Here is a 22824-nt window from a genome sequence, read left to right on the forward strand (position 1 = left end):
TGGTCGCCACCAGCGGCTGGTGGTGACGACTGTGCAGATCTCGTCCGGAGGGGACGGCGCTACGTCGCGTCGGCGGGGCGCAGCTCCACGCCGCCGACGCGGTACCGGTCGGCGGCCAGCAGGCCGACGACGGCGGCCGCGTTGACGATCCCGCCGGCGAGCACCCGCCGCACGGCCTCGGCCAGCGGCACCCGCTCGACGGTCATGTCGAGCTCCTCGTGCTCGACGGTGAACCCCTCGGGCCGGTCGACGTCGGAGAGCCCCTCGGCCAGGTAGACCGACACCCGCTCGTCGCAGAAGCCGGGGCTGCTGGCGTACGTGGTGAGCAGCGACCACCGCTCGGCGGCCAGTCGCACCTCCTCGGCCAGCTCCCGCTTCGCCGTCTCCAGCGGCGGCTCGCCGTCGGCGTCGCGCAGCCCGGCCGGCAGCTCCCACAGGTAGCCGCCGACCGGGTGCCGGAACTGGCGCAGCAGCACCACGTGGTCGTCCTCGTCGAGGGCCACGACGGCGACCGCGCCGGGGTGGCGGACCACCTCGCGCACGCTGTCGCCGCCGCCGGGCATCGACACGGTGTCCCTCACCAGGCTGATGACCCGCCCGTCGAAGACCGTCTCCGACGACAGCAGCCGGTAGTCGCCGTCGGCCGCGGGCTCGCTCATCAGATGCCGACCTTCTCCGCCTCGGCGTCCTCCACCGGCACGGGCAGCCGCGCGGACTCCTGGAAGTCGATCGCGGCCTGCACGAACGCGGCGAACAGCGGGTGCGGGCGGGTGGGGCGGCTCTTCAGCTCCGGGTGCGCCTGGGTGCCGACGAAGAACGGGTGCGACTCGCGCGGCAGCTCGACGAACTCCACTAGCAGCCCGTCGGGCGAGGTGCCGGAGAACACCAGCCCGGCCTCGCTCAGGCGGTCGCGGTAGGCGTTGGCCACCTCGTAGCGGTGCCGGTGCCGCTCGGTGATCTCCGTGCTGCCGTAGGCCGCGGCCGTGACCGAGCCCTTCTGCAGCGCTGCCGGGTAGCTGCCCAGCCGCATCGTGCCGCCCATGTCGCGCTCGCCGGCGACGACGTCGACCTGGCTGGCCATCGTGGCGATGACCGCGTCGGGGGTCTCGGGGTCGAACTCGGCGGAGTTGGCCTCGGGCAGCCCGGCGACGTCGCGGGCGTACTCGATGACCATGCACTGCAGGCCCAGGCACAGGCCGAGGGTCGGGATGCCGTTGACCCGGGTGTGCCGGATGGCGCCGAGCTTGCCCTCGATCCCGCGGACGCCGAAGCCGCCGGGGATGCAGACGCCGTCCACGCCGGCCAGCGCCTTCTCCGCGCCCTCGGGGGTCTGGCAGTCGTCGGAGGGCACCCAGCGCAGCTTCACCCGGCTGCGGTGGGCGAACCCGCCGGCCCGCAGCGCCTCGCTGACCGACAGGTAGGCGTCGGGCAGGTCGATGTACTTGCCGACCAGCGCGATCTCCACCGTCTGCTTGGGCCGGTGCACCCGCTCGAGCAGGTCGCCCCACACGGTCCAGTCGACGTCGCGGAAGGGCAGGCCCAGCCGGCGGACGACGTAGGCGTCGAGGCCCTCGCGGTGCAGCACCTTGGGGATGTCGTAGATCGACGGCGCGTCGGGGCAGGAGATCACGCCCTCGGCGTCGACGTCGCACATCAGGCTGATCTTGCGCTTCAGCCCTTCGTTGATGTCCCGGTCGGAGCGGCAGACCAGCGCGTCGGGCTGGATGCCGATGCTGCGCAGCGCGGCCACCGAGTGCTGGGTCGGCTTGGTCTTCAGCTCGCCCGACGGCGCGATGTAGGGCACCAGCGAGATGTGCAGGAAGAAGCAGTTGTCGCGGCCGATCTCGTGCCGCACCTGGCGGGCGGCCTCGAGGAAGGGCAGCGACTCGATGTCGCCGACGGTGCCGCCGATCTCGGTGATGACGACGTCGACCCGGTCCGGGCCCTCGGCGCCGGCCATGATCCGCGCCTTGATCTCGTTCGTGATGTGCGGGATGACCTGCACGGTGTCGCCCAGGTACTCCCCGCGCCGCTCCTTGGCGATCACGTCCGAGTACACCTGGCCGGTGGTGACGTTGGCCCGGCCGGAGAGGTCGATGTCGAGGAACCGCTCGTAGTGGCCGACGTCGAGGTCGGTCTCGGCGCCGTCCTCGGTCACGAAGACCTCGCCGTGCTGGAACGGGTTCATCGTCCCGGGGTCGACGTTGAGGTAGGGGTCCAGCTTCTGCATCGTGACCCGCAGGCCCCGGCTGGAGAGGAGGGCACCCAGCGAGCTCGCGGTCAGCCCCTTGCCGAGGGAGGACACGACGCCGCCGGTGACGAAGACGAACTTCGTCGGCTGCGAGTTGTGGAGGAGGCTCCGGGATGCAAGGGAGGAAGCGGACTGATCAAGCGTTCCTGACGGTCGACCCACGGGAGACCACCGTAACAGCTCCGGCCCCGGTGTCCCCCTCGGCGGCGGTGGTGCCGTCGGCCACGTCGGCGCGCGCCCCGGCGGCCTCGGCCGGACCGGCCGCCAGCCACGCGAGCAGCGGCACCAGCAGCGTCGCGGCCGTGCCCGGCACGGCCACGCCGGAGTCGTTGACCGCCGCCCCGATGGCCAGGCTCAGCGCCGAGCCCAGCAGCGCCGCCCGCAGCACCGCGGCGTCGGCCGGCCGCAGCCGGGCGCGCCCGGCCGCCGTCGCCGGGGCGCCCTCGCGCGGGTTGCGGAGCAGGCCTCCGCGCCGGACCAGCCACAGCGCGGCGACCAGCGCCACCGGCAGCATCCAGGCCAGCGGGCTGCGCATCGCGATGTCGAGGTTGGCCTCGGCCTTGCGGCTGACGACCGTCCACGCCTCGCCGGTGAGCACCTGCTCGACGAACCGGCCGAGGTGGGTGCGGTCGTCGGGCGCGCGCAGCCAGTCCAGGACGGCGACGCCGCCGACGGCGACCACCGCCAGCGCCAGGACCGCCCCCAGCCGGACCACCGTCACCCGCGTGCGGGTCAGCAGCATGGCCAGCAGCACGAAGCCGGGCAGGGCGGCCAGGACGCCGCCGAAGTCCCGCCCGAGCTGCGGCGCCCCGATCACGCCGACGACGACCACCCCCACCGCGAGGACGGTGAGCGCGGTGGCCCTCCGCGCGCGGTCGGGACGGGCGCGCCGGCCGGCGAGGGTGGCCAGCCCCGCGGCGACGAGCAGCGCGGAGACCGACAGCAGCCCGAAGCTGAGGTTGCCGTAGCCGGTGAACCGGCCGGCCACGATCGGGTCGTAGCCCAGCGGAGCGACCATCTCCAGGTTCGAGCCGGTGAGCACGTCGCCGACCAGTGTCGCGAGGGTGACGGCGACGACCACCGCCGCGGGCCCCAGCCGGCGGCGGCGCCACGGTCCGAGCAGCGCGAGCGCCAGGACGACGGCGTCCGCGGCCAGCACCGCGGCCGTCAGCGCGACCAGCGGCGAGCCGGAGCGCTCCCACGGGACGAAGCCGCCGAGGTAGGTCGCGACCGGCAGCGCCGCGGCCGCGAGGGCGGACGTCCGCAGCGCGCGGGTCCCCGGCGCCCAGCGGGGTCCGTTCGACACCGCACCGCGCCGGAACCCGAGCACGGCGACGCCGGCCACCACGACCGCGGCCGAGACGGTCACCAGGGACCAGAAGAAGTAGCCGGTGTGCCGGTGGTGCGTCGTCGCGGCGGTGTTGGCCCGGACCAGCTCTGCCACGGCCTCCTCGAGGGCCGGCCGCTCGCCCGCGGCGCGCATCGGCTGCCCGTTGAACGACGCCGGCCGCTCCTCCCCCAGCGCCCGCAGCGCGGTGGGCGCGACGTCGATCAGCTGGGCGTAGGGCGCCCGGCCGGTGCTGGAGGAGGTCAGCCAGCCGTCGCCGAACCCGGGGCCGGCGGCCATGCCCACGTGCAGCTGCGGCCGGCCGTCGTTGACCTCCGAGATGCCCTGCAGGAGCAGCAGCGTCTCCCCCGGCATCGTCGCGACGGCGGCCCGGAGCCGGCCCACCGCCTCGTCGATGCGGGTGAGCGCGGCGGCGCGAGGGGCGGGGTCGGTGCCGTCGTCGGTCTGGTCGACGCCGGGGCGGCCGGCCGTGAGCAGGGCGTCCAGCGACACCAGCGACAGCGGGCACCCGGTCATCAGCTCGGCCACGCCGGCCGGTTCGGTCGGCAGCACCTCGGTGCGGGTCAGCTCCACCCCGGGGGCGGCGACGGCGAGCGCCGCGGCCCGCCCGACGACCGTGGCGCAGCCGACCGCCTCCCCGAGCGCGGCCGGCTCGCTGCCGAAGCGCTTCGTGCCCTCGTCCTCGGCGGTGCGGCCGACCGTCGCCCCCGGGTCGTCCAGGCCCACGGTGACCAGCCGCTCCTGCAGGCCGCAGTAGGTCAGCGAGCTGTCCATGGCCGGTTCCTCGTCGGCCGGCGGCGCGGTCGGCGCGGCGGGGTCGGCGGGGTCCTCGGGGATGGGGACCGTGGGCAGCGGCACCGGCGGCAGGCCCTCGTCCGGCCCGGGGACGCGCACCCGGTTGCCGGCGCCGATGGTCGCCCAGCCGTCGAGCACGCACGTGGTGCCCCGCGCCGCGCGCACCGACATCGCGCCGATCGTCGAGTCCCCCGCCAGCGCCCAGAGCTCCGGCGTGCCCTCCGGTGTGACGTCGGCCCAGGTCAGCCCGGGCACGCCGACCACCAGCACCCGGTCGGCGCGCACGTCGGCGCCCGCGGGGGCCGCCGCCGCGGGGCTCGCGAGCCCGGCCAGCGACGCCAGGACGGCGAGCAGCACCAGGACCGCGCGGCGGGTCACGGCGGGCCCCCCGGGGGCGGGCCGAGCAGCTCCCGGTAGACGGCGACCAGCGTGCGGGCGGTGGCGGCCTCGTCCGGCCACGTCTCCGCCTGCCGGCGCCCGGCCTCGGCCAGCTGCCGGGCGCGGGCCGGGTCGCCGAGCACCCGGGTGACGGCCTCGGCCAGGGCGGCGGCGTCGCCGACGGGCACGAGCTCGGCGGCGTCGCCGAGCAGCCCGGGCAGGCCGCCGGTGCGGGTGGCGACCAGCGGCGTGCCGGAGCGCAGCGCCTCCTGGGCCGTCAGCGAGCGCGCCTCCCAGCGCGAGGGCAGCACGCACAGGTCGGCGGCGGCGAGCAGGTCGGCGACGTCGTCGCGCCGGCCCAGCAGCACCACGGGCAGCCGCTCGGCGGTGATCCGCTCCTGCAGCTCGGCGTGCAGCGGCCCGTCGCCGGCGACCACGACGAGCGGCTCGTCGTCCCACCGGCCGGCCGCGTCGAGCAGCACGTCGTAGCCCTTCTGCGGGTGCAGCCGGCCGACGGCGACGACCAGCGGCCGCCCGTCGGGGACGCCCAGCCCGGCGCGGACCTCCGCCCGGGTGCGGGTGGCCGGCGGCAGGGCCGGGGCGCTCACCGGCGCGGTGCGGACGTCGGGGGCGCCGAGCCGGCGGGCGTTGTCGGCGAGGTCGTCGGAGGCGGCCAGGACGACGTCCGCCCCGCGGACCGTGGCACGCTCGGCGGCCCCCAGCACCCGCCGTCTCAGGCCCCCGCCGCCCTCGGGCAGGGCGTTGTGCAGGGTGAGGACCAGCGGCCGGCGGCTGCCGCCGGGCAGCCGCAGCGCGGCGGCGGCGACCAGCCCCGCCCGCAGCCCGTGCGCGTGCACCAGGTCGGCCCCGGCCAGGGCCCGGCGCAGCTGCAGGACGGCCCGGGCGTCGGCGACCGGGTCCAGCCCGGCGCTGATGCCGACCGGGGCGAACGCGGCGCCGGCGGCCCCGAACCCGAACAGCTCGTCGGTCGCGGCCGCCCCGCACACCAGCACCTCGGCGCCCGCGGCGACGACCGCGGGCAACACCGCGCGCACGTGCGTGCCGACGCCGCCGGTGCTGGTCGCGAGCACCTCGGCGACCCGCCGGCCGGCCAGGGGCAGGGGCGGGGTCCCGCTCACCGGGCACCTCCCGGGATCGCCTCGGGCTGCGGATCGGGTGCCCGCAGCGTGCGCACGGCCGCGGTGAGCGGTGCCCGCGCGGTGCCCATGATGACCGCCGCCGCGACGACCAGCACCACCGCGGCGACCACCACCCCCGCGCCCAGGGCGCCCAGCGGTCCGGTGCCGGGCACCGGGTCGGCGTCCAGCAGCCGGGCCACGGCCAGCCCGGCGGCGGCGGCCAGGAGGGCGGCCAGGACCGCCGGCACCCCCGCCCGGGCCAGCCCCGTCAGGGAGTCGGCACCGGCCACCCGCGCGGTCACGGCCAGCAGCGCCAGCCCGGCCACGGTCACCCCGACGGTGTGCCCGGCGCCCAGCGCCAGCCCGCGGTCGGCCGGGTCCAGCACCCCGGAGAGGACGACGTCGGCGACGACGGCCAGCGCCCACCCGCCCACGACGCACGCGGTCGGCGCCTTCCACAGTCCCTGCGCGTAGAGGGCCCGGGTGAGGAAGGCGACCAGGCCGTAGCCGAGCAGCCCCGGGGCGAAGGCGATGATGGTGTCGCGCAGCGCCGCCACCGTGCCGGCGTCCTCCTGGAGGAGGAAGACCCGGGCGATCGGCCCGGCGGCGCCGACCAGCACCGCCGCGGCGACCGCGCCGGCCACCGTGCCCAGCACGACCGCCGGGGCCAGCGCCCGGGCGAAGCCCGCCCGGTCGCCGCGCTCGGCCCGCTCGGCGAGCCCGGGGTAGGCCGAGGTCGCCAGGGGCACGGCCAGCGCCGCCCAGGGCACGAGGAAGAGGGTGAGCCCGGCGGTGTAGACGACCTGCGTGCCGTCGGGGGCACCGGAGTTGGCCAGCCGGATCGCCACGGCGGCGACCAGCTGCTGGCCGGCGAGGGTGAGGACGCCGGCCAGCGCCAGCCGGGCCACCCGCGGGGCGACGCCGACCGGGAAGCGCAGCGTCGGGCGCAGGCCCAGCCGCAGCCGCCGCACGGGGAACAGCAGGCACAGCGACAGGGCCGCCACCCCGAGCGTCGTCCCGACCCCCAGGACGAGCTCGGCCGGGCGGTCCAGGTCCGCGACGTCGCGGGCGCCGCCGAGGCCGGCGAACAGCAGGTAGGCGGCGGCCACCACCACGCTGGACAGCAGGGGCGCCAGCGCCGGGCCGGCGAAGCGGCGGTGCGCCTGCAGCACGCCGGTGAGGACGATGCCGATCCCGTAGAGGACGACCTGCGGGGCGAAGACGACGAGGAACCGCGCGGCCAGGTCGGCCTCGGCGTCGGGCCCGCCGCCGAGCAGCAGCCGCGCGATGGGGCCGGCGAGCAGCGCGACGAGGACGGCGAGCGGCGTGAGCACCAGCAGGGTCCAGCCCAGCAGGGCCGAGGCGGTGCGGCGCACCTGCTCCCGGTCGCCGGCGGCGATGCCGCCGGCGAGCATCGGCACCACGAGGCTGGCCAGCGCGCCCCCGGCCACCACCTCGAACACGATGTTCGGGACGGTGTTGGCCGCGGTGTAGGTGTCGCCGGTGCTGTCGGCGCCGACGGCGTTGGTGAAGACCAGCGTCCGGCCGAAGCCGGCCAGCCGGGCCAGCACGGTGAGCACCGCGATCAGCGCGGCCGCGCCCGCGACGCCGCGGGCGACCTGCCGCGCGCTCACCGAGCGGTCCCGCGCGACCTCGCGAGCCCGGTCACGAGGGGCGTCGGCCGAGCCGGTCCAGCTCGCGCAGGCCCGGGGTCGCCTCGATGACGCGGGTGAAGCTGACCTTCTCGCTGGCCAGCGTGAGCGCGACGACGCCGCCCAGCAGCGCCGTCCGCGACCGGCGGGAGGGCAGGGCCGCCAGCCGCAGGCCGAGCAGGGCGCCGACGGCGTTGGCGCCGCAGTCGCCGAGCATCACGCGCTCGCCGAGGTCGGCCGGCAGCACGGCCAGCGCGGCGCCCAGCGGGCCGGCCGACAGCCCGCCGCCGGGGCCGCGCAGCGTGCCGGCGGCCAGCGCGGCGGCGACCTTGCCGGCGCGACCGGGGCGCAGGTCGAGCAGGTTGAGCAGGTTGGCCGTGCCCGCCACCAGGCCGGTGGTGACCACCGCGTCGGCGAGGCCCGTCCCGGGACGGCGGGTCAGCAGCGCCGCGCCGGCCGCGGCCGCGCCGATGCCGGCGACCTTGACCGCGCCGGCGGAGACGCGGCCGGCGCGCAGCGCGCGCAGGTGACCGGCGAACCCCTTGTCGCGGGCCTGCTCGGGCCGCGCCCCGGCCAGGTCGTCGTAGCCGCCGACGACGCCGGAGACCGTGCCGACCAGCGCCGCCGCGGCGGCGGTCCCCGCCGGCGCGCCGAGGACGGCGCTCGCGGTGGCCGCGGCGGCGAGGGCCGGGCCGCCGAGCAGGGTCACCGGGCGGCCGGCGTAGTTGGTTCGGCCCCAGGGCGCGCCGCCGGGTCGGGCCGCGAGCGCGGCGGCGCCGGCCAGGCCTGCGCGGGCCGCGGCGGCGCCGGTGAGGGCGAGGAGCAGCCGGCGCGGGGCACCGGCCGGCCGGCGGCTCACGGGGTCGCGGCGGGCACCGGCGGGACGGGCTGGGTGTCCTCCCCGGTGCCGTACTGGCCGGAGGTGCCCTCACCCTCCTGGCTGAGCGCGAGCACGCTGCTGATCCGCCCGGCCGCGCTCTCGACGTTGTCGACCGTGGACACCAGCGCGGCGGTCTCCGGGTCGGCGCGGACGACGCCGACCAGGCCGTTCTCCCCCGCCGCGGCGGCGTTGCCGGCCACCACGGCACCCGCGCCGGCGGTGTCGAGGGCGCGCACGAGGTCGACCAGGGTGCCCAGGCGCTGCTCGGCGTCGTCGCCGTCCAGGCCGTCCTGGGTCAGCAGCAGGACGTGGTCGGCCGGCTGGACCGACGGCGACTCCTGGGTCAGCACCTCGAGCGAGGCCAGCCCGGCCAGGACCTGGGACAGGGCGGCGGTGTCCGGCGCCGGGACGACGCCCGGCGGGGTCACCAGCACCTGGGCGAGCACGGCGGCGACCAGCTCGCCGGTGTCGTCGGTGGAGGGCAGCGTCACCCCGGTCGGCAGGCCGGGGCCGGTCACGTAGTTCTGCAGCGCCGCGTCGTTCTCCGGGTCGGTGTAGCCGCTGGTCAGCCGCACCGTGCCGGTCACCGTGCCGCCGGCCTCGCCGATCAGGGTGCTGACCGCCTCGACGGTGTCCTCGTCGACGTCGTCGCCGTCCAGGAGCAGCAGGACGGTGCCGCCGCTGAGGGTGTCGGCCACCAGCGCCGGGCCCACGGCCTCCTCGAACAGGTCGCCGGTGTCCAGCCGCGCCTGCAGCTCCTGGGTGGTGTCCTCCAGGCTGCGCTTGTCCTCCTGCAGGCCTGTCACCTGGTCCTCGAGGTCGTCGAGGACGGCGCCGTTGAGCGCCGTCGTTCCGATGACGATGCCGAGGGCGATCGCCAGGAACACCGCGACGAGGGAGACGAGGTGGTAGCGGAAGTCGATCACGAGAGGAGGTTCTCCAGCCAGAACACGAAGCCGTCCCACTTGTCGACCAGCAGGTCGACGTAGATCTGCCCGGCGGTCGACGCCGCGAGGGCGGCGCCGATCGAGACCAGGGCGGCCAGGACGAGGACGACGAGGGTGAGGGTCGAGATGCGGCTGCGGTAGAGCCGGCTGACGCCCTTGGCGTCGACCAGCTTGCCGCCCAGGCGCAGCCGGGTGAGGAACGTCGAGGCCATGCCGCCGCGGCCCTTGTCGAGGAACTCGACCAGGGTGGCGTGCGTGCCGACGGCGACGATGAGGGAGGCGCCCTTCTCGTCGGCCAGCAGCATCGCGATGTCCTCGCTGGTGGCCGCCGCCGGGAAGGTGATCGCCTCGACGCCCAGCTCCTGCACGCGGGCCAGGCCCGGGGCGCGGCCGTCGGCGTAGGCGTGCACGACGACCTCGGCGCCCGAGCGCAGGACGTCGTCGCTGACGGAGTCCATGTCGCCGATGATCATGTCCGGCGTGTGGCCGGCCTCGATGAGCGCGTCGGCGCCGCCGTCGACGCCGATGAGCACCGGCCGGTAGTCGCGGATGTAGGACCGCAGCGCCTGCAGGTCCTCCTTGTAGTCGTACCCGCGGACGACGATCAGCACGTGCCGGCCGTCGATGCGGGTGCGCACGTCCGGCACGCCGACGCCGTCGAGCAGGAGCGCCCGCTCCCGCTTCATGTACTCCATCGTGTTGGCCGCGAACGCCTCGAGCTGGGTCGACAGCCCGGCCCGCGCCTCGGCCATCGCCTCGGCGATCGTGTCCGGCGTCTGCCGCACGCCCTTGGCCACGGGCGTGCCGTCGGCGAGGTGGAGCGTGTCGCCGTCCAGGCGCACCTCGGCGCCCTCCTTGAGGGCGGCGAACACCTCCTTGCCGACGCCGTCGAGCAGCGGGATGCCGGCCTCGGCGATGATCCCCGGCCCGAGGTTCGGGTAGCGCCCCGAGATGCTCGGCGCGGCGTTGACCACCGCGGCGACCTTGCAGGCGACCAGCGAGTCGGCGCTGACCCGGTCGATGTCGACGTGGTCGATCACCGCGATGTCACCGGGCCGCAGCCGCTTGGTGAGGTTCTTCGTGCGGCGGTCGAGCCGGGCGGTGCCGGGGACGCCTGACACCTGCTCCTGGCCCCGGCTCCGTCGCAGGGTGCCGATGCGCATGGGGTCGATGCTCCCATGCAGCCCCCGGGGCGCCTCCCCGCGACGCGCAGCTGCGACGATCCACTCACGGAGCGTGTCCGACACCACCTCCGGCGCGACACGCTGACCGCGGCCGCCGCGTCCGCCCCGCCGGACCGGTCCGTCCCGGTGTCTAGCGTTGTGGCCGTGACTCACGGGGCTCCTGCAGTTGTCCGTCCCTCCGGCCCGGCCGACGACGTCGTGCCTGGTGAGGCCGCCGGTCCGGCGGCCGCCGAGCGGCCCGCGGCGCCGCCCGCCGAGCCCCCCGCGACGATCGGCTCACCTGATCGGGAGGCGTCCTCCCCGGCGGCCGGCGGTGAGGCAGGACGCGTTCCGGAGGGGGACGACGCGCCGGTGCGCGGACGGCGGGGCCGCCGGGCGCTGCGCGGGCCGGGGCTGCGAGAGCGGCGCCGTCAGCAGACCCGGGCGCGGATCGTGGACGCCGCCGCCGAGCTGTTCGCCGAACGCGGCTTCGACGCCGTCAGCGTCGTGGAGATCGCGCAGCGGGCCGGCGTCGTGGAGAAGACGGTCTTCAACCACTTCCCCGTCAAGGAGGGCCTGGTCTTCGAGGCCGACCCGCCGATGCGCGCCGCGCTGCTGGACGCCGTCCGCCGCCGGCCCGCCGGCGAGTCGGTGGCCGCGGCCGCGGGGAGCTTCGTCGTCGCCGCCATGGCCGGCCTGGGGTCGGAGGAGGCCGCCCACGGTGTCGCCGAGATGGCGGCGGTCATCCGCGGCAGCCGGACGCTGCAGGTGCGCGAGAAGGAGATCCTCGGTGAGCTGACCGCGGCCCTGGCCGAGCTCATCACCGAGGAGACGGCCGCGGAGCCCGGGTCGCTCGAGCCGTGGCTCGCCGCGCACGCCGTCCTCGGCCTGTACGCGGGGCTGCTCGAGCTCGCTCGCGACCGCGTGCTGGCCGGCGTCACCGGCCCGGCGCTGTCGGCGGAGCTGCTGGCCCGCGGCGGCCGCGGCCTGGCGCTGCTCCAGTTCGGCCTGGCCGGCTACGCCAAGCGGCGGTGACCGCGCGGCGGTGACCGGGCGGCGGTGACCGGGCGGCGGTGACCGGGCGGCGGTGACCGGGCGGCGGTGACCGGGCGGAACCGCCTGGTGCCGTTCCGCGGGCCGCTCCGCCAGGGTGTGCCGGTGCCCCGCCTCGCCCGGTGAGCTTAGGGCTGCTCGTGGTGCTGTCCGCGGCACGACCTCCCCCACGAGCGACGGCTTCGGCACGGGTCTGGGATGGGCATGACCACGACGGTGTCGATGTGGGTCGTCGCCCGCGACGGGGCGCCGCTGGACGACGTGGTCCTCCGGGTCTCCGGGCTGCGCAACGAGGCGGACGCCGCGGGACCGTGGGACGTCGTCGACGACGCCGCCGCCGGCTGCCCCGACGACCCCGCGGCGCTCTGCGTGCCGCTGGGCTGAGCCGGGAGGCGGTCAGGCGGGGAGCTGGAGAGCCCGGAGGAGCTGGGCCGACCGGTCGCCGGGGATGGCGTCGTCCCGGGTGAAGAGTGCGACCGCGACCATGTACTCCGCCTCGCCGGCCCAGCCGCGGCCCTCGGCGACGATCCGCCGGATGTGCTCGGCCACCTTGGGCTCGGCGCTGTACGGGCCGAAGTCCAGGCCCATGGCGAGGAAGTTGACCACCCGGTAGCCGAGGTCGGCGGCGGTGCCGATGGTGGTGACCGGGTCGGAGTAGCTGGGGACGGCGACGACGACGTTGTCGTAGCCGGCCTTGATCAGCGCCAGCGACAGGTCGTTGCCGTAGATGCCGCCCCACAGCTCGGGCATGAGGATCTCCCGGTCGGGCGCCGGGATGTAGGGCGGGTTGGAGATCACGGTGCGCGCCGCCGGTGCGCCGGTGGAGTCGGCGCCGTCGAAGAAGTCGCCCAGCTCGACGGTGTAGCGGTCGGCGACCCCGCGCTCGGCGATGTTGGCGCGCGCCCGCTCCACCGACGGCGCGCTGATGTCGAAGCTGCGCACCCGCAGGCCCGGCAGGCCGGCCACCACGTCGGCGATCGCGGTGGCGTCACCGGTGCCGAGCTCGACGACGCCGTCGCGTTCCCAGCCGAGCTGCTCGCGGTAGTGCTGGAGGAGCATGCACACGCTGAAGCCGTAGTGCGCCGACTCGTCGGCGGAGGAGAAGCAGCTCATCGCGCGGCCCCGGCGGGGGCCGCGGACGCCGCGTGGTGGTCTTCGCTGACCTGCTCTCGGTTGCGCACGATCGACCCCCTACCCCCGCCTCCGCGCGGTCACTCCTCCCCTCCCCCGTGCGATGGCAGGGAGTGTCAGTTCCGCGCCTCGGCGGCGACGGCGAGCAGCTCGCGGGCGTGCGCCTGACCGGTGTCGCTGTCGGCCAGTCCGGAGAGCATCCGCGCCAGCTCGCGCACCCGGTCCTCGTCCTCGACCGCCCGGATGTCGGTGGCGGTCACGCCTGCCCCGGTGTCGGGCGACTTGTCCACCACCAGGTGGGTGTCGGCGAAGGCGGCCACCTGCGCCAGGTGGGTGACGACGACGACCTGGTGGTCGCGGGCCAACCGGGCCAGGCGGCGGCCGATCTCCCCCGCGGCCTGCCCTCCCACCCCGGCGTCCACCTCGTCGAACACCATCACCGGCACGGGGTCGGCGCCGGCGAAGACGACCTCGATGGCCAGCATCACCCGGGACAGCTCACCGCCGGAGGCGCCCTTGTGCACCGGCCGCGGCGGGGCGCCGGGGTGGGCGGCCATGAGCAGCGCCACCTCGTCGACCCCCTCGGGGCCGGGCTCGTCGGGGTGGCTGTCGACGGCGAAGGACACCCGCGCGCTCTTCATCGCCAGGCCGGCCAGCTCGCGCCCCACCTCGGCCGCGAAGCCGTCGGCGGCGGCGCGCCGGCCCGCCGACACCGCGCGGCCCAGCTCGTCGACCTCGCCGCGGGCGGCGTCGCGCTCGGCGGCGAGCGCGTCCAGCGCCTCGTCGGAGACGTCGAGCTGCTCGAGCCGGCCCCGGGCGTCCTCCGCCCAGGTCAGCACCCCCGCGACGCCCTCACCCGGGTCGGCGTACTTGCGGACCAGCGCGGTCAGCGCGGCCCGCCGGTCGAGCACCTCGGCCAGCCGCGCGGGGTCGGCGTCGAGGTCGGTGACGTAGCTCGCCAGCTGCCCCGCGACGTCGGAGACCACGGCGACCGCGTCGGCGAGGTCCTGGGCCAGCAGCACCAGCGCCGGGTCGCCGGAGGCGGCCAGCGCCCGCTCGGCGCTCGCCAGCGCCGCGGTGGCGTCCTGCGGGAGCTCGCCGCCGCCGGCGAGGTCGCCGGTCACGTCGCCGACCAGCGCCAGCCGGGCCTCGTCGGCCGCACCGCGCAGCGCGTCGGCGTCGCCGAGCCGGCGGGCCAGGGCGTCGAGCTCGTCGTCCTCGCCGGGCTGCGGGGCGACCGCGTCGATCTCCTCCAGCCCGTGCCGCAGCACGTCGGCGGCCTGGGCCAGCTCGCGGGCCTGGCCGCGGCGGCGGTCCAGGTCGGCGCTGAGCTCCCGCCAGCGGGCGTACGCGGCGCGGTACCGGTCGAGCAGGGCGAGGTGGTCGGGTCCGGCGTAGCGGTCCAGCGCCCGGCGCTGCTCGGCGGGCCGGGACAGCCGCAGCTGGTCGCTCTGCCCGTGCACCGCCAGGAGCCCCTCGGCGAGCTCGGCGACCACACCCACCGGGACGCTGCGCCCGCCCAGGTGCGCCCGCGAGCGCCCCTCCGCGCTGACGGTCCGGGCCAGGATCAGGCTGCCGTCGTCGTCGGGGTCGGCGCCGGCCTCGGCGGCCCGCTCCCACACCGGGGAGTCCCCGGGCAGCAGCAGCCGGCCCTCGACCCCGGCGCGGCCGTTGGCGCGGACCCGGCCGGGGTCCGCGCGGCCGCCGAAGAGCAGCGTGAGCCCGGTGACCACCATGGTCTTGCCGGCGCCGGTCTCACCGGTGACCACGGTCAGCCCGGGGCCGAGCTCGAGGGTGACGTCGTCGATGGCGCCCAGGCCGCGGATGCGGAACTCGGTCAGCCGGCCCAGCCGGTTCCCCGCGGTGGCCGGGGGCGCCGTCTCCGGCGCGGGTGCGGGCGGCGCGGACCGCGCCTGCCGCTCACGCGTGCTCGTCCGCGGCACCGGCCACCTCCTCCCGGCCCTCGGCCCCGACGACGTCGCGGGCCAGCACGTTGCGCCCGGTCGGCGCCTCGTGACCCGGACCGTGGGCCCGCGCCTCCCGGAAGCCACGGACGGGCAGGCCGAACTTGGCCACCAGGCGGTCGCCGAAGCTCGTGGCGTGCACGCGGGCGATCCGCACCGAGCGGGCGGCCCGGCGCACCTCCACGCGGCCGCCGTCGGGGACGTCGAGCGAGCGCCGGCCGTCGGCGGAGACCCGCGCCCGGTTGCCGTCGGGCGGGATCGCCACCGTCATCACCGAGTCGGGGCTGGTGACCAGCGGCCGGGCGAACAGCGCGTGCGCGTTGGTCGGCACGAGGAGCAGCGCCTCGACGTCGGGCCACACCACGGGGCCGCCGGCGGAGAAGGCGTAGGCGGTGGAGCCGGTCGGCGTGGCGAACAGGACGCCGTCGCAGCCGAAGCTGGTGAGCGGCCGGCCGTCGATGCCGATGACGACGTCGAGCACCCGCGACCGTTCGGCCTTCTCCACCGAGATCTCGTTGAGCGCCCACGTGCCGCCGACCACGGAGCCGGAGGCGTCGAGGACGTCGACCTCGATGGCCAGCCGCTTCTCCACGGAGTACTCGCAGCGCTCGATGGCGGCGAGGGTCTCCTCGACGGCCTCGGGCTCGGTCTCGGCGAGGAAGCCGACCCGGCCGAGGTTGACGCCCATGAGCGCGGCGTTGCTGTAGCGGGCCAGTTCGGCGGCGCGCAGGAAGGTGCCGTCGCCGCCGAAGACCATGACGATCTCCGCGCCGCGGGCGGCGTCGGCGTCGGCGGGCACCACCTCGGCGCCCTCGATGCCCAGGTCCGGCGCCTCGTCGTCGAGCAGGCGCACGGTGATGCCCGCGCGCATGAGCCGGTCGGCCGCCTCGCGGGCCAGCTCGACGATGTCGCGCCGGCCGGTGTGGACCGCCAGGAGCACGTGCCGGGCGCCGCCGGAGCCCCACCCGGCCGCGATGCCGTCTGTCACGTCGCCTCCCGTTCCCCGTGTCGGCCGTCCCGCCGACGACTCTCCCCCGCCGCTGACCCCGCCGCCGGACGGGGCCCCGCCGCAGCGCTCACCGTGGCCCCTCCTCGACGGCCCGGAGCACGGCGGCCTCCTCCGGGGGGCCGGCGTCGCGGCGCAGGTGGAGGAAGAACTCGACGTTGCCCGCCGGCCCGGGCAGCGGGCTGGCGACCACCCCTGCGGTGCCCCAGCCGAGCGCGGCGGCGGCCTGAGCGACCTCGAGCACCGCCGCCGCGCGGGAGGCGGGGTCGCGGACCACGCCGCCGGTGCCCAGCCGCTCGCGGCCGACCTCGAACTGCGGCTTGACCATCGGCAGCAGGTCGGCCTCGCCGGTCGCGCAGGCGGTGAGCGCGGGCAGCACCAGCCGCAGGGAGATGAAGGACAGGTCGGCCACCACGAGGTCGACCGGCCCACCGATCTGCTCCGGGGTGAGGGTGCGGACGTTGGTCCGCTCGTGCACGTGCACCCGGTCGTCGGTGCGCAGCGACCAGGCCAGCTCGCCGTAGCCGACGTCGACGGCCTCGACCTCGGCCGCGCCGCGGCTGAGCAGCACCTCGGTGAAGCCGCCGGTCGAGGCGCCGGCGTCCAGCGCCCGGCGGCCCTCGACCGGTACCGCGAAGGCGTCGAGGGCCCCCAGGAGCTTGTGCGCCCCGCGGGAGACCCAGCGCGGCTCGTCGGGGTCGGTGCGGACCACGACCGGCGTGCCGGCCTCGACCCCGGTCGCGGGCTTGGTGGCGGCGCGCCCGGCGACCGCGACCCGGCCCTCGGCGATCAGCGCGACGGCGTGCTCGCGCGAGCGGGCCAGGCCGCGCCGCACGAGCTCGGCGTCGAGCCGGCTGCGGCGTGCCATCAGACCTGGTCGATCGTGCGCAGCTCGCGCTCGAGCCGGGCGTGCTCGGCCTCGAAGACCCCGACGTGCTCGCCCACCGGCCGCTGGTCGAGGTCGGCGAAGCGGCCCTCCGCCGCGGTGTCCGGCCCGGCCTGCGGCCCCTGGGCGCCCTCCACCCGGGGGCTCGCGGGCGGCGCCGGGACGGGCCGCGCGACCGCACCCGGCGGCGGCCCGGGGACGGGACGAGGCCGGCTCGGCTCGGACATCGCGGTCGCCTCTCGGGGTGGTCGTGGGCAGGCGGCGTGGGCGGCCGCCCGGGAGGTGTGGTGGGGTCAGGTCCCGGTTGCGAGGTTACCGGCCGGGGACGACGGCCACGGCCGCGTCGACCGGAGCCGCACGACCCCGAACGAGGACGAGGAGGTCCGCCCGCGTGGCGACGATCGAGCAGTGCATGACCGCGCTCCAGGGCGTGCTGGGCGACCTGGTGGCCAACCCGGCGGCCCAGGGGCTCGACCGGTCCCTGTCGTGCCGGCTGCCCGACCTCGGGCAGGTGCTGCGCGGCCGCCTCGCCGGCGGCTCGGTGCGCGACCTGCGGGCCGAGGACGACGCCCCGGACCTCCCGAAGGCCGACATCCGGCTGACGATGACCAGCGACGACCTGGTGGCGCTGACCGACGGGCAGCTGCAGTTCGGCAAGGCGTGGGCCTCGGGGCGGGTGAAGCTCGAGGCCGGGCTGCGCGACATGCTGCGCCTGCGCTCGCTGCTCTGAGGGGCCGGGGGCGCTCGCCGGTCCGGTCCGCCGCTCCGGTCGCCGCTCCGCCCACCGGTCAGTCGCCGGTCAGGCCCCATCGGTGCAGCGCCGCTGCCGCGGGTCCGCCGTCGGCGCCCACGCTCGGCGGGAGCCCGCCCTCCTCCGGCGAGCGCGCCCAGTGCGCGACGCAGAGCGCCCGCAGCCCGTCGAGGCCGTCGTCCGCCGGCCCCTCGGCGGGCTCGCCCCCGCCGCCGAGGACGAGGCCGGCGTCCCCGGCGACGGCCCACCAGGTGCCGCACCGCCACCGGTCGCCGTCGGCGACCACCGCCGGGTGCGCCACGAGCAGGCCCCCACAGTCGTGGGCGAGCAGGTCGGGTCGCTGGTCCGGCGCCGCCGCCAGGAGGGTGGCCGGTCCGGTGACGCCGGTGAACACGAGCAGGCTGGCGGCTCCGGCGCGGCGGGCGCCCTCGATGTCGGTGTCGAGGCGGTCGCCGACGACCAGCGGGGTGCGGGCACCGGTGCGGCGCACGCACTCGGCGTGCATCGCGGGGTCGGGCTTGCCCGTGACCAGCGGCGCCTGACCGGTCACGCCCGCGACGACGCCGACCATCGCGCCGTTGCCGGGCAGCGGGCCGCGCGGGGAGGGGATGGTGGCGTCGGTGTTCGTGGCGACGTGCCGGGCACCGGCCCGGATCGCGACGACGGCCTCGGCCAGCTGGGCCCAGCCGACCTCGCGGCCGTAGCCCTGCACGACCGCGTCCGGCCCGTCCTCGGCCCGGTCGACGACCGCGAGCCCGGCAGCCCGCAGCGCGGTCGCCACGCCGGGACCGCCGACCGGCAGCACCCGGGCGCCGCTCCCCCACCGCTGCGCCACGACGCTGGCCGCCGCCTGCGAGCTGGTGATCACGTCGCCCGCGGAGGCCGGCACGCCGAGCTCGGTGAGGTGGGCGGCGACGTCCTCGGGGGTGCGGGCGGCGTTGTTGGTGACGTAGCCGAGGCGCATGCCGGCGGCCCGGGCGCCGGCCAGCGCCTCCGGGACGCCGGGCACCGCGTCGGGGCCGACGTAGACCACCCCGTCGAGGTCCAGCAGCGCCACGTCGTGGACCGCGGTGGGTGGCCGGACGCTGCCCGCCGCGAGCGGGACGTCCGCCGGGCGGCTCACCGGGCACCTCGCGTGCGCCGGGCCCGCACACCGCGCAGTTCCCGGGCGTAGTGCCCGAGATCCGGGCGCAGGGCCACCGCGAGGGCCAGGTGCTCGGCGGCGAGCTCGAGGTCCCCCGCGCGGCTGGCCGCCAGGCCGAGGCCGAAGTGGGCGTAGTCGTCGGCCGGGTTCTCGGCGATCAGCCGGGTGAAGCTGTCGACGGCCTCCTGGTAGCGCCCGGCGTCGTACTGCGCCCGGGCCAGCGCCTCACGCAGGCTGCGCGACCCCGGCTCGGCCTCTGCCGCCCGCGACAGCAGCGTCGCGGCCGCGGCCGGGTCACCGCCGGCCAGCAGTTGCAGGCCGCGCTGGTACCACTCGTACACACCGCCCTCGGGTGTCCCGGTCACCGCGCTCTCCCGTCCGGGCCGCTGTCGCCCACGACCGCCCGGCGCGACCGCCCGGACGCCGTCCGCCGCGGACCGCAGCGGGCCGCTCCTACGATTCCCGTTGTGCCGCAGTCGCCGTCCGAGTCCCTGTCCGCCGAGGCGACCGGACTGGACGTGCGGCCCTTCCGGGCCTTGACGTACCGGCGGCACGACCCCGAGCACCTGGCCCGGGTGAGTTCGCCAGCCTACGACCTGGTGTCCCCCGCGGCTCGTGACCGGCTGGCGGCCGCCGACCCGCACAACGTGGTGCGCCTCATCCTCCCGGACCCGTCGGGTGTCCCGGCCGGTCGGCCTGCGGACCGTGCCGCGCGCGTGATGGCGCATGCCGCACGGACCCTCCGCGAGTGGGAGGCCGGGGAGGTCCTGCAGCGGGACGGCGAGCCGGCGCTGTGGGTGTACGAGCTCCGGCCGCCGCACGGAGCCCCGGCGACGGTGGGCTGGCTGGGCGCCGTCGTCCTCCCCCCGCCGGGCTCGCGGGCGATCCTCCCGCACGAGGACACCTTCCCGGCCGCGGTCGAGGGGCGGCGCGCCCTGCTCGCAGCGACCGAGACCGACCTCGAGCCCATCGTGCTGGCCCACGACCCCGACCCGGCGGTCGCCGCCCTGACCGACGCCGCGCGTTCCGGCACCCCCGACCTGCGCCTGGTCGACGCCGACGACGTCACCCACCTCCTCTGGCGGGTGAGCGACCCGCCACTGCTGCGCGAGGTCCACGCCGCCCTGGCCCGGACCGCCGCGGTGATCGCCGACGGTCACCACCGGTTCGCGGCCGCCTGCGCGCACGCCCGCGACGTCGGCCCGGGACACGAGCCGGCGGCCGTCCTCGCGCTGGTGACGCCCATGGGACCGGGGGGGCTGCGCGTCGAGCCGATCCACCGGGTGCTGCCCGGCCTGGACCTCGACACCGCGATCGCCGGCGCCGCGCGCGGCTTCCGCACGACGCCCGTCGACGTCGCCGACCGGACGTCGCTGGTCGACGCGGTGCACCGCTGGCAGCGGGACACCGGCCAGGCCGGCTTCCTCGTCACCGACGGGAGCCGGCTCGTCCAGCTGGACCGCCCCGACGACGTCGTCCGCGGCGCCGTCCCCGCCGAGGCGCCTGCCGCCTGGCGCCGGCTGGACGTCGTCCTCGCCCATGCCGGGCTCTTCGACCGGCTCTGGGGCCGTGGCGACGGACCCGACGACGTCGACGTCGCCCACGACCTCGACCAGGCGCTGCGCTCGGCGGCCGAACGGTCCGGGATCGCGGTGCTGCTCCGGGCACCCTCGCCCGCCGACGTCGCCGCCGTCGCCCGGGCGGGAGCGCGGATGCCGCGCAAGTCGACGTTGTTCGTGCCGAAACCGCGGACCGGACTGGTGTTCCGCCCACACGGCTGACCGGCGTCACGCCGAGGCGCTCGTCGACCCGCCCGTCGCCCGGGTGACCTTCCGGCCCCGGCGACAGGCGACCTCCACCATCGAGGCCGTGCCCGCCGGGGTGCGCCAGAACCGGCGTTGCAGCGCGCCCTCCACCTCCACCACGTCGCCCGGTTCCCAGGCGGCCACGCGCCGTTGGAGGGCACGGTCGAAGGTGACGCACTGCAGCACGTCGACGGTCTGGCCGCCGGGCCGCGGGTCGGGGCGGCGGACCTTGATGCGGAAGGACACGACGGTGTCACCGCTGGGCAGCTCGCGGTGCTCGGCGGGGGCGGCCATCCGGCCCCGCAGCACCACGTCGTTCCGGTCGATCACTGCGACGCTCATGGAGGCAGCCTCCCGGCGCGCCGGTCCGGGGGGCTGCCTCCAGAGGGGTCTGTGGACGCCGACCGCCGGTGTGGACGGGCGGCGCCGGATCGTCGGTGGCGCGTGGTCAGGCGTTGGCGAGCGGCGGCCCGTCGTCCCCGGCGTCCTGGTCGTGCACGCCGGTCTCACCGAGCAGTTCGGCGACCTCGGCCTCGATGTCGGCGTCGGACGTGCCGGGCAGGTCGAGGAGGTCGTCCTCGTCGACCTCCGGCGCTCCGCCGCCGTCCACGTCGTCGTCCACGTCCACGTCGTCGTCCACGTCCACGTCCACGTCCGCGGTCTCACCGGCATCCCCGGCGGGGAGAGGCAGCTCCTCCTCGCCGAAGGCCACGTCGTCGTCCTCCGGCCGGGCCGCGGCGACCGCCTCCTGCCAGCGCTGCCCCGCGGGGTCGCCCGCAGCGGTTAGCAGGTCGGCGTAGGCGCTGGCCAGCCGCAGGACGGTCTCCTCGGACAGGTCCAGGGTCTCCAGCCGGGGCCGGCCACCGAGGGCTCCCTCGAGGACGAGGAGCGCCGCCGGGACCTCGCCCATGTCGGCACGCGCACCGGCCTCGACGAGGCGCAGCTCGACGGTCTCCTCCGCGGCCGCGCCGGCGGCCAGCGCCTCGCGGACGAGGCGCAGCGCCACCTCGGGGCGACCGAGGGCCCGCTCGCAGTCGGCGAGGACGGCGCGGTACCCCTCGTCACCGCTCATCCGGCGGTAGGCCCGGAGCTCTCGCGCGGCCTCGGCGTAGTCGCCGGCGTGGTAAGCGGCGACGCCCACGGCCTCGCGCACCGCAGCGATGCGCGAGGCGCGGTCCCGCGCGGCCCGCGCGTGGGCCAGGGCCTGCTCCGGCTCCTCGTCCACCAGGGTGCCGGCAGCGACCAGGTGACCGGCCACGCGCTGCGCGTTCCGCGGCTCCAGGCTGCGCAACGCACCGCGCACCGCCGGATCGAGGTCACGCGGGTCGGCCCACTCGGGGATCTCCGGCCCACTCGGGACGGGAGGGGTGCGCTCGCCGTGCTGCGGCCGGGTGGGACGGCCACGGCCGGCCGCAGGTCCCCGGTCGCGTCCGCCTCCACCGCGGGGCCCTCCCGGACGACGGTCCCGCCAGTCGCCGGCGCCGCCACTGCGCTCACCCGACGGACGACGGTCCCGCCAGTCGCCGGCGCCGCCACTGCGCTCACCCGAGGGACGGCGGTCGCGCCAGTCGCCGCCGCCGCCACTGCGCTCAGCCGAGGGACGGCGGTCCCGCCAGTCGCCGCCGGTCCGCTCGCCGGAGGGCCGGCGGTCACGGCGATCGCCGTCACCTCCGCCCGGCCCGTACCGGCGGGGACGGTCCTGTCCTGCCGGGCCTCCACGGCCACGGTCGCTGCGGTCGGCGAAGGGGGCTCCCGTGCGCCCACCGGCCGCTCCACCGCGCGGACCGCTCGATCCCGCCGCATCCGGCCGACCGCGACCGCCGCCGGACTGGGCCCGCCACTGCGGTCGCTCGCCGCCACCGCGCGACCCGTCCTCCCGGCGGTCCCGCCACTCCTGCCGGCCGCCGCGGGCGGTCGACCCGGTCTGAGGGGCACGGCCCTGGCCGGCCACGCGACCGCGCCCGGTCCCGTCGCTCCCCGGTCGCCCGGCGGACGGGCTCCGGTCACGCCAGTCCCGCCGGTCGGCACCCGAGGCTCCGCCGTCGCGACCGCGGGAGCGCTCGTCCCGTGGGCTGCGCTCCTCCCACTGCCGCCGCGGGGATCCTGTGGTCTGCCCCCGCTGGCCGCCGGGAGCCGCCCCTCGGGAGCCCCTGCCCTGACCGGCTCCGCCACCCACCGCACGTCCTCCCGACCCGCCGCGCCGGGCGTCGCCGGCGCTCCTGCGCTGAGGTCGGTCCGTGCCGCCACCTCGCCCGTCGCGCGGGTCCCCGTCTCGTCGCGGTCCGGTCATGTGTCGTCTGTACCTCGATGTCTGTCTGCGCACGCGGCGGTGCGCCGAAATGGTGGGAATGGCGGACAACGCAGAAACGGGGGCCGGAGCACATGGCTCCGACCCCCGTTCTGCAATGGTTGTCCGGCGGTGTCCTACTCTCCCACCCCGTCTCCAGGGCAGTACCATCGGCGCTGAGAGGCTTAGCTTCCGGGTTCGGAATGGGACCGGGCGTTTCCCTCTCGCCATGACCGCCGTAACT

Annotated in this window: 21 protein-coding genes and 1 rRNA gene; 4 read left to right on the forward strand and 18 right to left on the reverse strand. The window is 77.3% G+C overall.

The genetic code is table 11. From position 1 onward, the window contains the following. Nucleotides 1-59 precede the first annotated feature (59 nt). Genes ACI8AX_RS20895 through steA form a run of 8 tightly spaced genes read right to left on the reverse strand, consistent with a single transcriptional unit; the run spans nt 60 to nt 10553 of the window. Nucleotides 60-659, reverse strand: a complete 600-nt coding sequence (locus ACI8AX_RS20895) for an NUDIX domain-containing protein (RefSeq protein WP_456551785.1) — start codon at nt 657-659, stop codon at nt 60-62. After that, complete coding sequence (locus ACI8AX_RS20900) at nt 659-2413, reverse strand: CTP synthase (RefSeq protein WP_456551786.1); 1755 nt, start codon at nt 2411-2413, stop codon at nt 659-661. The genes ACI8AX_RS20895 and ACI8AX_RS20900 overlap by 1 nt, the downstream gene beginning before the upstream one ends. After that, entirely contained in the window at nt 2388-4772 is a 2385-nt protein-coding gene (locus ACI8AX_RS20905; RefSeq protein WP_456551787.1) for a hypothetical protein, read from the reverse strand. Before ACI8AX_RS20905 ends, ACI8AX_RS20900 begins: the two co-directional genes overlap by 26 nt. Continuing rightward, nucleotides 4769-5911 (reverse strand): glycosyltransferase family 4 protein, encoded by a 1143-nt coding sequence (locus tag ACI8AX_RS20910; protein WP_456551788.1) that lies wholly within the window; start codon nt 5909-5911, stop codon nt 4769-4771. The genes ACI8AX_RS20905 and ACI8AX_RS20910 overlap by 4 nt, the downstream gene beginning before the upstream one ends. Next, a complete protein-coding gene (gene murJ, locus ACI8AX_RS20915; RefSeq protein ID WP_456551789.1) occupies nt 5908-7545 on the reverse strand; it encodes a murein biosynthesis integral membrane protein MurJ in 1638 nt (545 codons plus the stop codon). Before murJ ends, ACI8AX_RS20910 begins: the two co-directional genes overlap by 4 nt. A 31-nt stretch (nt 7546-7576) precedes the next feature. Continuing rightward, nucleotides 7577-8422, reverse strand: coding sequence for a hypothetical protein (locus ACI8AX_RS20920; protein ID WP_456551790.1), 846 nt, complete (start codon nt 8420-8422; stop codon nt 7577-7579). Then, complete coding sequence (locus tag ACI8AX_RS20925) at nt 8419-9369, reverse strand: copper transporter (protein WP_456551791.1); 951 nt, start codon at nt 9367-9369, stop codon at nt 8419-8421. Before ACI8AX_RS20925 ends, ACI8AX_RS20920 begins: the two co-directional genes overlap by 4 nt. After that, entirely contained in the window at nt 9366-10553 is a 1188-nt protein-coding gene (gene steA, locus ACI8AX_RS20930; protein WP_456551792.1) for a putative cytokinetic ring protein SteA, read from the reverse strand. Before steA ends, ACI8AX_RS20925 begins: the two co-directional genes overlap by 4 nt. A gap of 372 nt (nt 10554-10925) precedes the next feature. On the opposite strand from steA, the gene ACI8AX_RS20935 reads away from it, so the two are divergent. Then, nucleotides 10926-11588 (forward strand): TetR/AcrR family transcriptional regulator, encoded by a 663-nt coding sequence (locus ACI8AX_RS20935; protein ID WP_456551793.1) that lies wholly within the window; start codon nt 10926-10928, stop codon nt 11586-11588. 222 nt (nt 11589-11810) lie between these two features. Beyond that, complete coding sequence (locus tag ACI8AX_RS20940) at nt 11811-11990, forward strand: hypothetical protein (RefSeq protein ID WP_456551794.1); 180 nt, start codon at nt 11811-11813, stop codon at nt 11988-11990. Nucleotides 11991-12002: 12 nt separating this feature from the next. Here the strand turns inward: ACI8AX_RS20940 and ACI8AX_RS20945 are convergent, their stop codons facing one another. The 5 genes from ACI8AX_RS20945 to ACI8AX_RS20965 form a co-directional block, all read right to left on the reverse strand. Beyond that, the gene (locus tag ACI8AX_RS20945) at nt 12003-12719 is read right to left on the reverse strand and encodes a methylase (protein WP_456551795.1); all 717 of its coding nucleotides are present in this window, start codon (nt 12717-12719) and stop codon (nt 12003-12005) included. 134 nt (nt 12720-12853) lie between these two features. Then, entirely contained in the window at nt 12854-14680 is a 1827-nt protein-coding gene (gene recN / locus ACI8AX_RS20950; RefSeq protein WP_456551796.1) for a DNA repair protein RecN, read from the reverse strand. Next, nucleotides 14658-15689, reverse strand: a complete 1032-nt coding sequence (locus tag ACI8AX_RS20955; protein WP_456551797.1) for an NAD kinase — start codon at nt 15687-15689, stop codon at nt 14658-14660. Before ACI8AX_RS20955 ends, recN begins: the two co-directional genes overlap by 23 nt. A gap of 88 nt (nt 15690-15777) precedes the next feature. Next, the gene (locus ACI8AX_RS20960) at nt 15778-16575 is read right to left on the reverse strand and encodes a TlyA family RNA methyltransferase (RefSeq protein ID WP_456551798.1); all 798 of its coding nucleotides are present in this window, start codon (nt 16573-16575) and stop codon (nt 15778-15780) included. Further along, nucleotides 16575-16730 (reverse strand): hypothetical protein, encoded by a 156-nt coding sequence (locus ACI8AX_RS20965; protein WP_456551799.1) that lies wholly within the window; start codon nt 16728-16730, stop codon nt 16575-16577. Before ACI8AX_RS20965 ends, ACI8AX_RS20960 begins: the two co-directional genes overlap by 1 nt. A 254-nt stretch (nt 16731-16984) precedes the next feature. On the opposite strand from ACI8AX_RS20965, the gene ACI8AX_RS20970 reads away from it, so the two are divergent. After that, a complete protein-coding gene (locus tag ACI8AX_RS20970; protein WP_456551800.1) occupies nt 16985-17323 on the forward strand; it encodes an alkyl sulfatase C-terminal domain-containing protein in 339 nt (112 codons plus the stop codon). A 58-nt stretch (nt 17324-17381) separates the two neighbouring features. Here ACI8AX_RS20970 and ACI8AX_RS20975 read toward each other — a convergent pair whose 3' ends face one another. Both ACI8AX_RS20975 and ACI8AX_RS20980 read right to left on the reverse strand, forming a co-directional pair. After that, entirely contained in the window at nt 17382-18467 is a 1086-nt protein-coding gene (locus ACI8AX_RS20975) for an HAD-IIA family hydrolase (RefSeq protein ID WP_456551801.1), read from the reverse strand. Beyond that, a complete protein-coding gene (locus ACI8AX_RS20980; protein ID WP_456551802.1) occupies nt 18464-18853 on the reverse strand; it encodes a tetratricopeptide repeat protein in 390 nt (129 codons plus the stop codon). Before ACI8AX_RS20980 ends, ACI8AX_RS20975 begins: the two co-directional genes overlap by 4 nt. 153 nt (nt 18854-19006) lie before the next feature. On the opposite strand from ACI8AX_RS20980, the gene ACI8AX_RS20985 reads away from it, so the two are divergent. After that, on the forward strand, nt 19007-20269 hold the full coding sequence (locus ACI8AX_RS20985) for a DUF1015 domain-containing protein (RefSeq protein WP_456551805.1): 1263 nt from the start codon (nt 19007-19009) through the stop codon (nt 20267-20269). Nucleotides 20270-20275: 6 nt separating this feature from the next. On the opposite strand, the gene ACI8AX_RS20990 is transcribed toward ACI8AX_RS20985, so the two are convergent. The 3 genes from ACI8AX_RS20990 to rrf form a co-directional block, all read right to left on the reverse strand. Continuing rightward, nucleotides 20276-20635: a single-stranded DNA-binding protein gene (locus tag ACI8AX_RS20990; RefSeq protein ID WP_456551803.1), complete on the reverse strand. Its 360-nt coding sequence runs from the start codon at nt 20633-20635 to the stop codon at nt 20276-20278. Between the two features lie 106 nt (nt 20636-20741). Continuing rightward, entirely contained in the window at nt 20742-21596 is an 855-nt protein-coding gene (locus ACI8AX_RS20995; RefSeq protein WP_456551804.1) for a hypothetical protein, read from the reverse strand. 1108 nt (nt 21597-22704) lie between these two features. Beyond that, a 5S ribosomal RNA gene (gene rrf, locus ACI8AX_RS21000) occupies nt 22705-22821 on the reverse strand. Nucleotides 22822-22824 lie beyond the last annotated feature (3 nt).

The sequence above is a fragment of the Blastococcus sp. SYSU D00813 genome, assembly GCF_054050735.1.

What these genes read in the sequence shown, in the direction of transcription:
- ACI8AX_RS20895 (WP_456551785.1), bottom strand. Translation starts at nt 659, where the DNA reads ATGAGCGAGCCCGCGGCCGACGGCGACTACCGGCTGCTGTCGTCGGAG.
- steA (WP_456551792.1), bottom strand. Translation starts at nt 10,553, where the DNA reads ATGCGCATCGGCACCCTGCGACGGAGCCGGGGCCAGGAGCAGGTGTCA.
- ACI8AX_RS20940 (WP_456551794.1), top strand. Translation starts at nt 11,811, where the DNA reads ATGACCACGACGGTGTCGATGTGGGTCGTCGCCCGCGACGGGGCGCCG.
- ACI8AX_RS20945 (WP_456551795.1), bottom strand. Translation starts at nt 12,719, where the DNA reads ATGAGCTGCTTCTCCTCCGCCGACGAGTCGGCGCACTACGGCTTCAGC.
- ACI8AX_RS20960 (WP_456551798.1), bottom strand. Translation starts at nt 16,575, where the DNA reads ATGGCACGCCGCAGCCGGCTCGACGCCGAGCTCGTGCGGCGCGGCCTG.
- ACI8AX_RS20990 (WP_456551803.1), bottom strand. Translation starts at nt 20,635, where the DNA reads ATGAGCGTCGCAGTGATCGACCGGAACGACGTGGTGCTGCGGGGCCGG.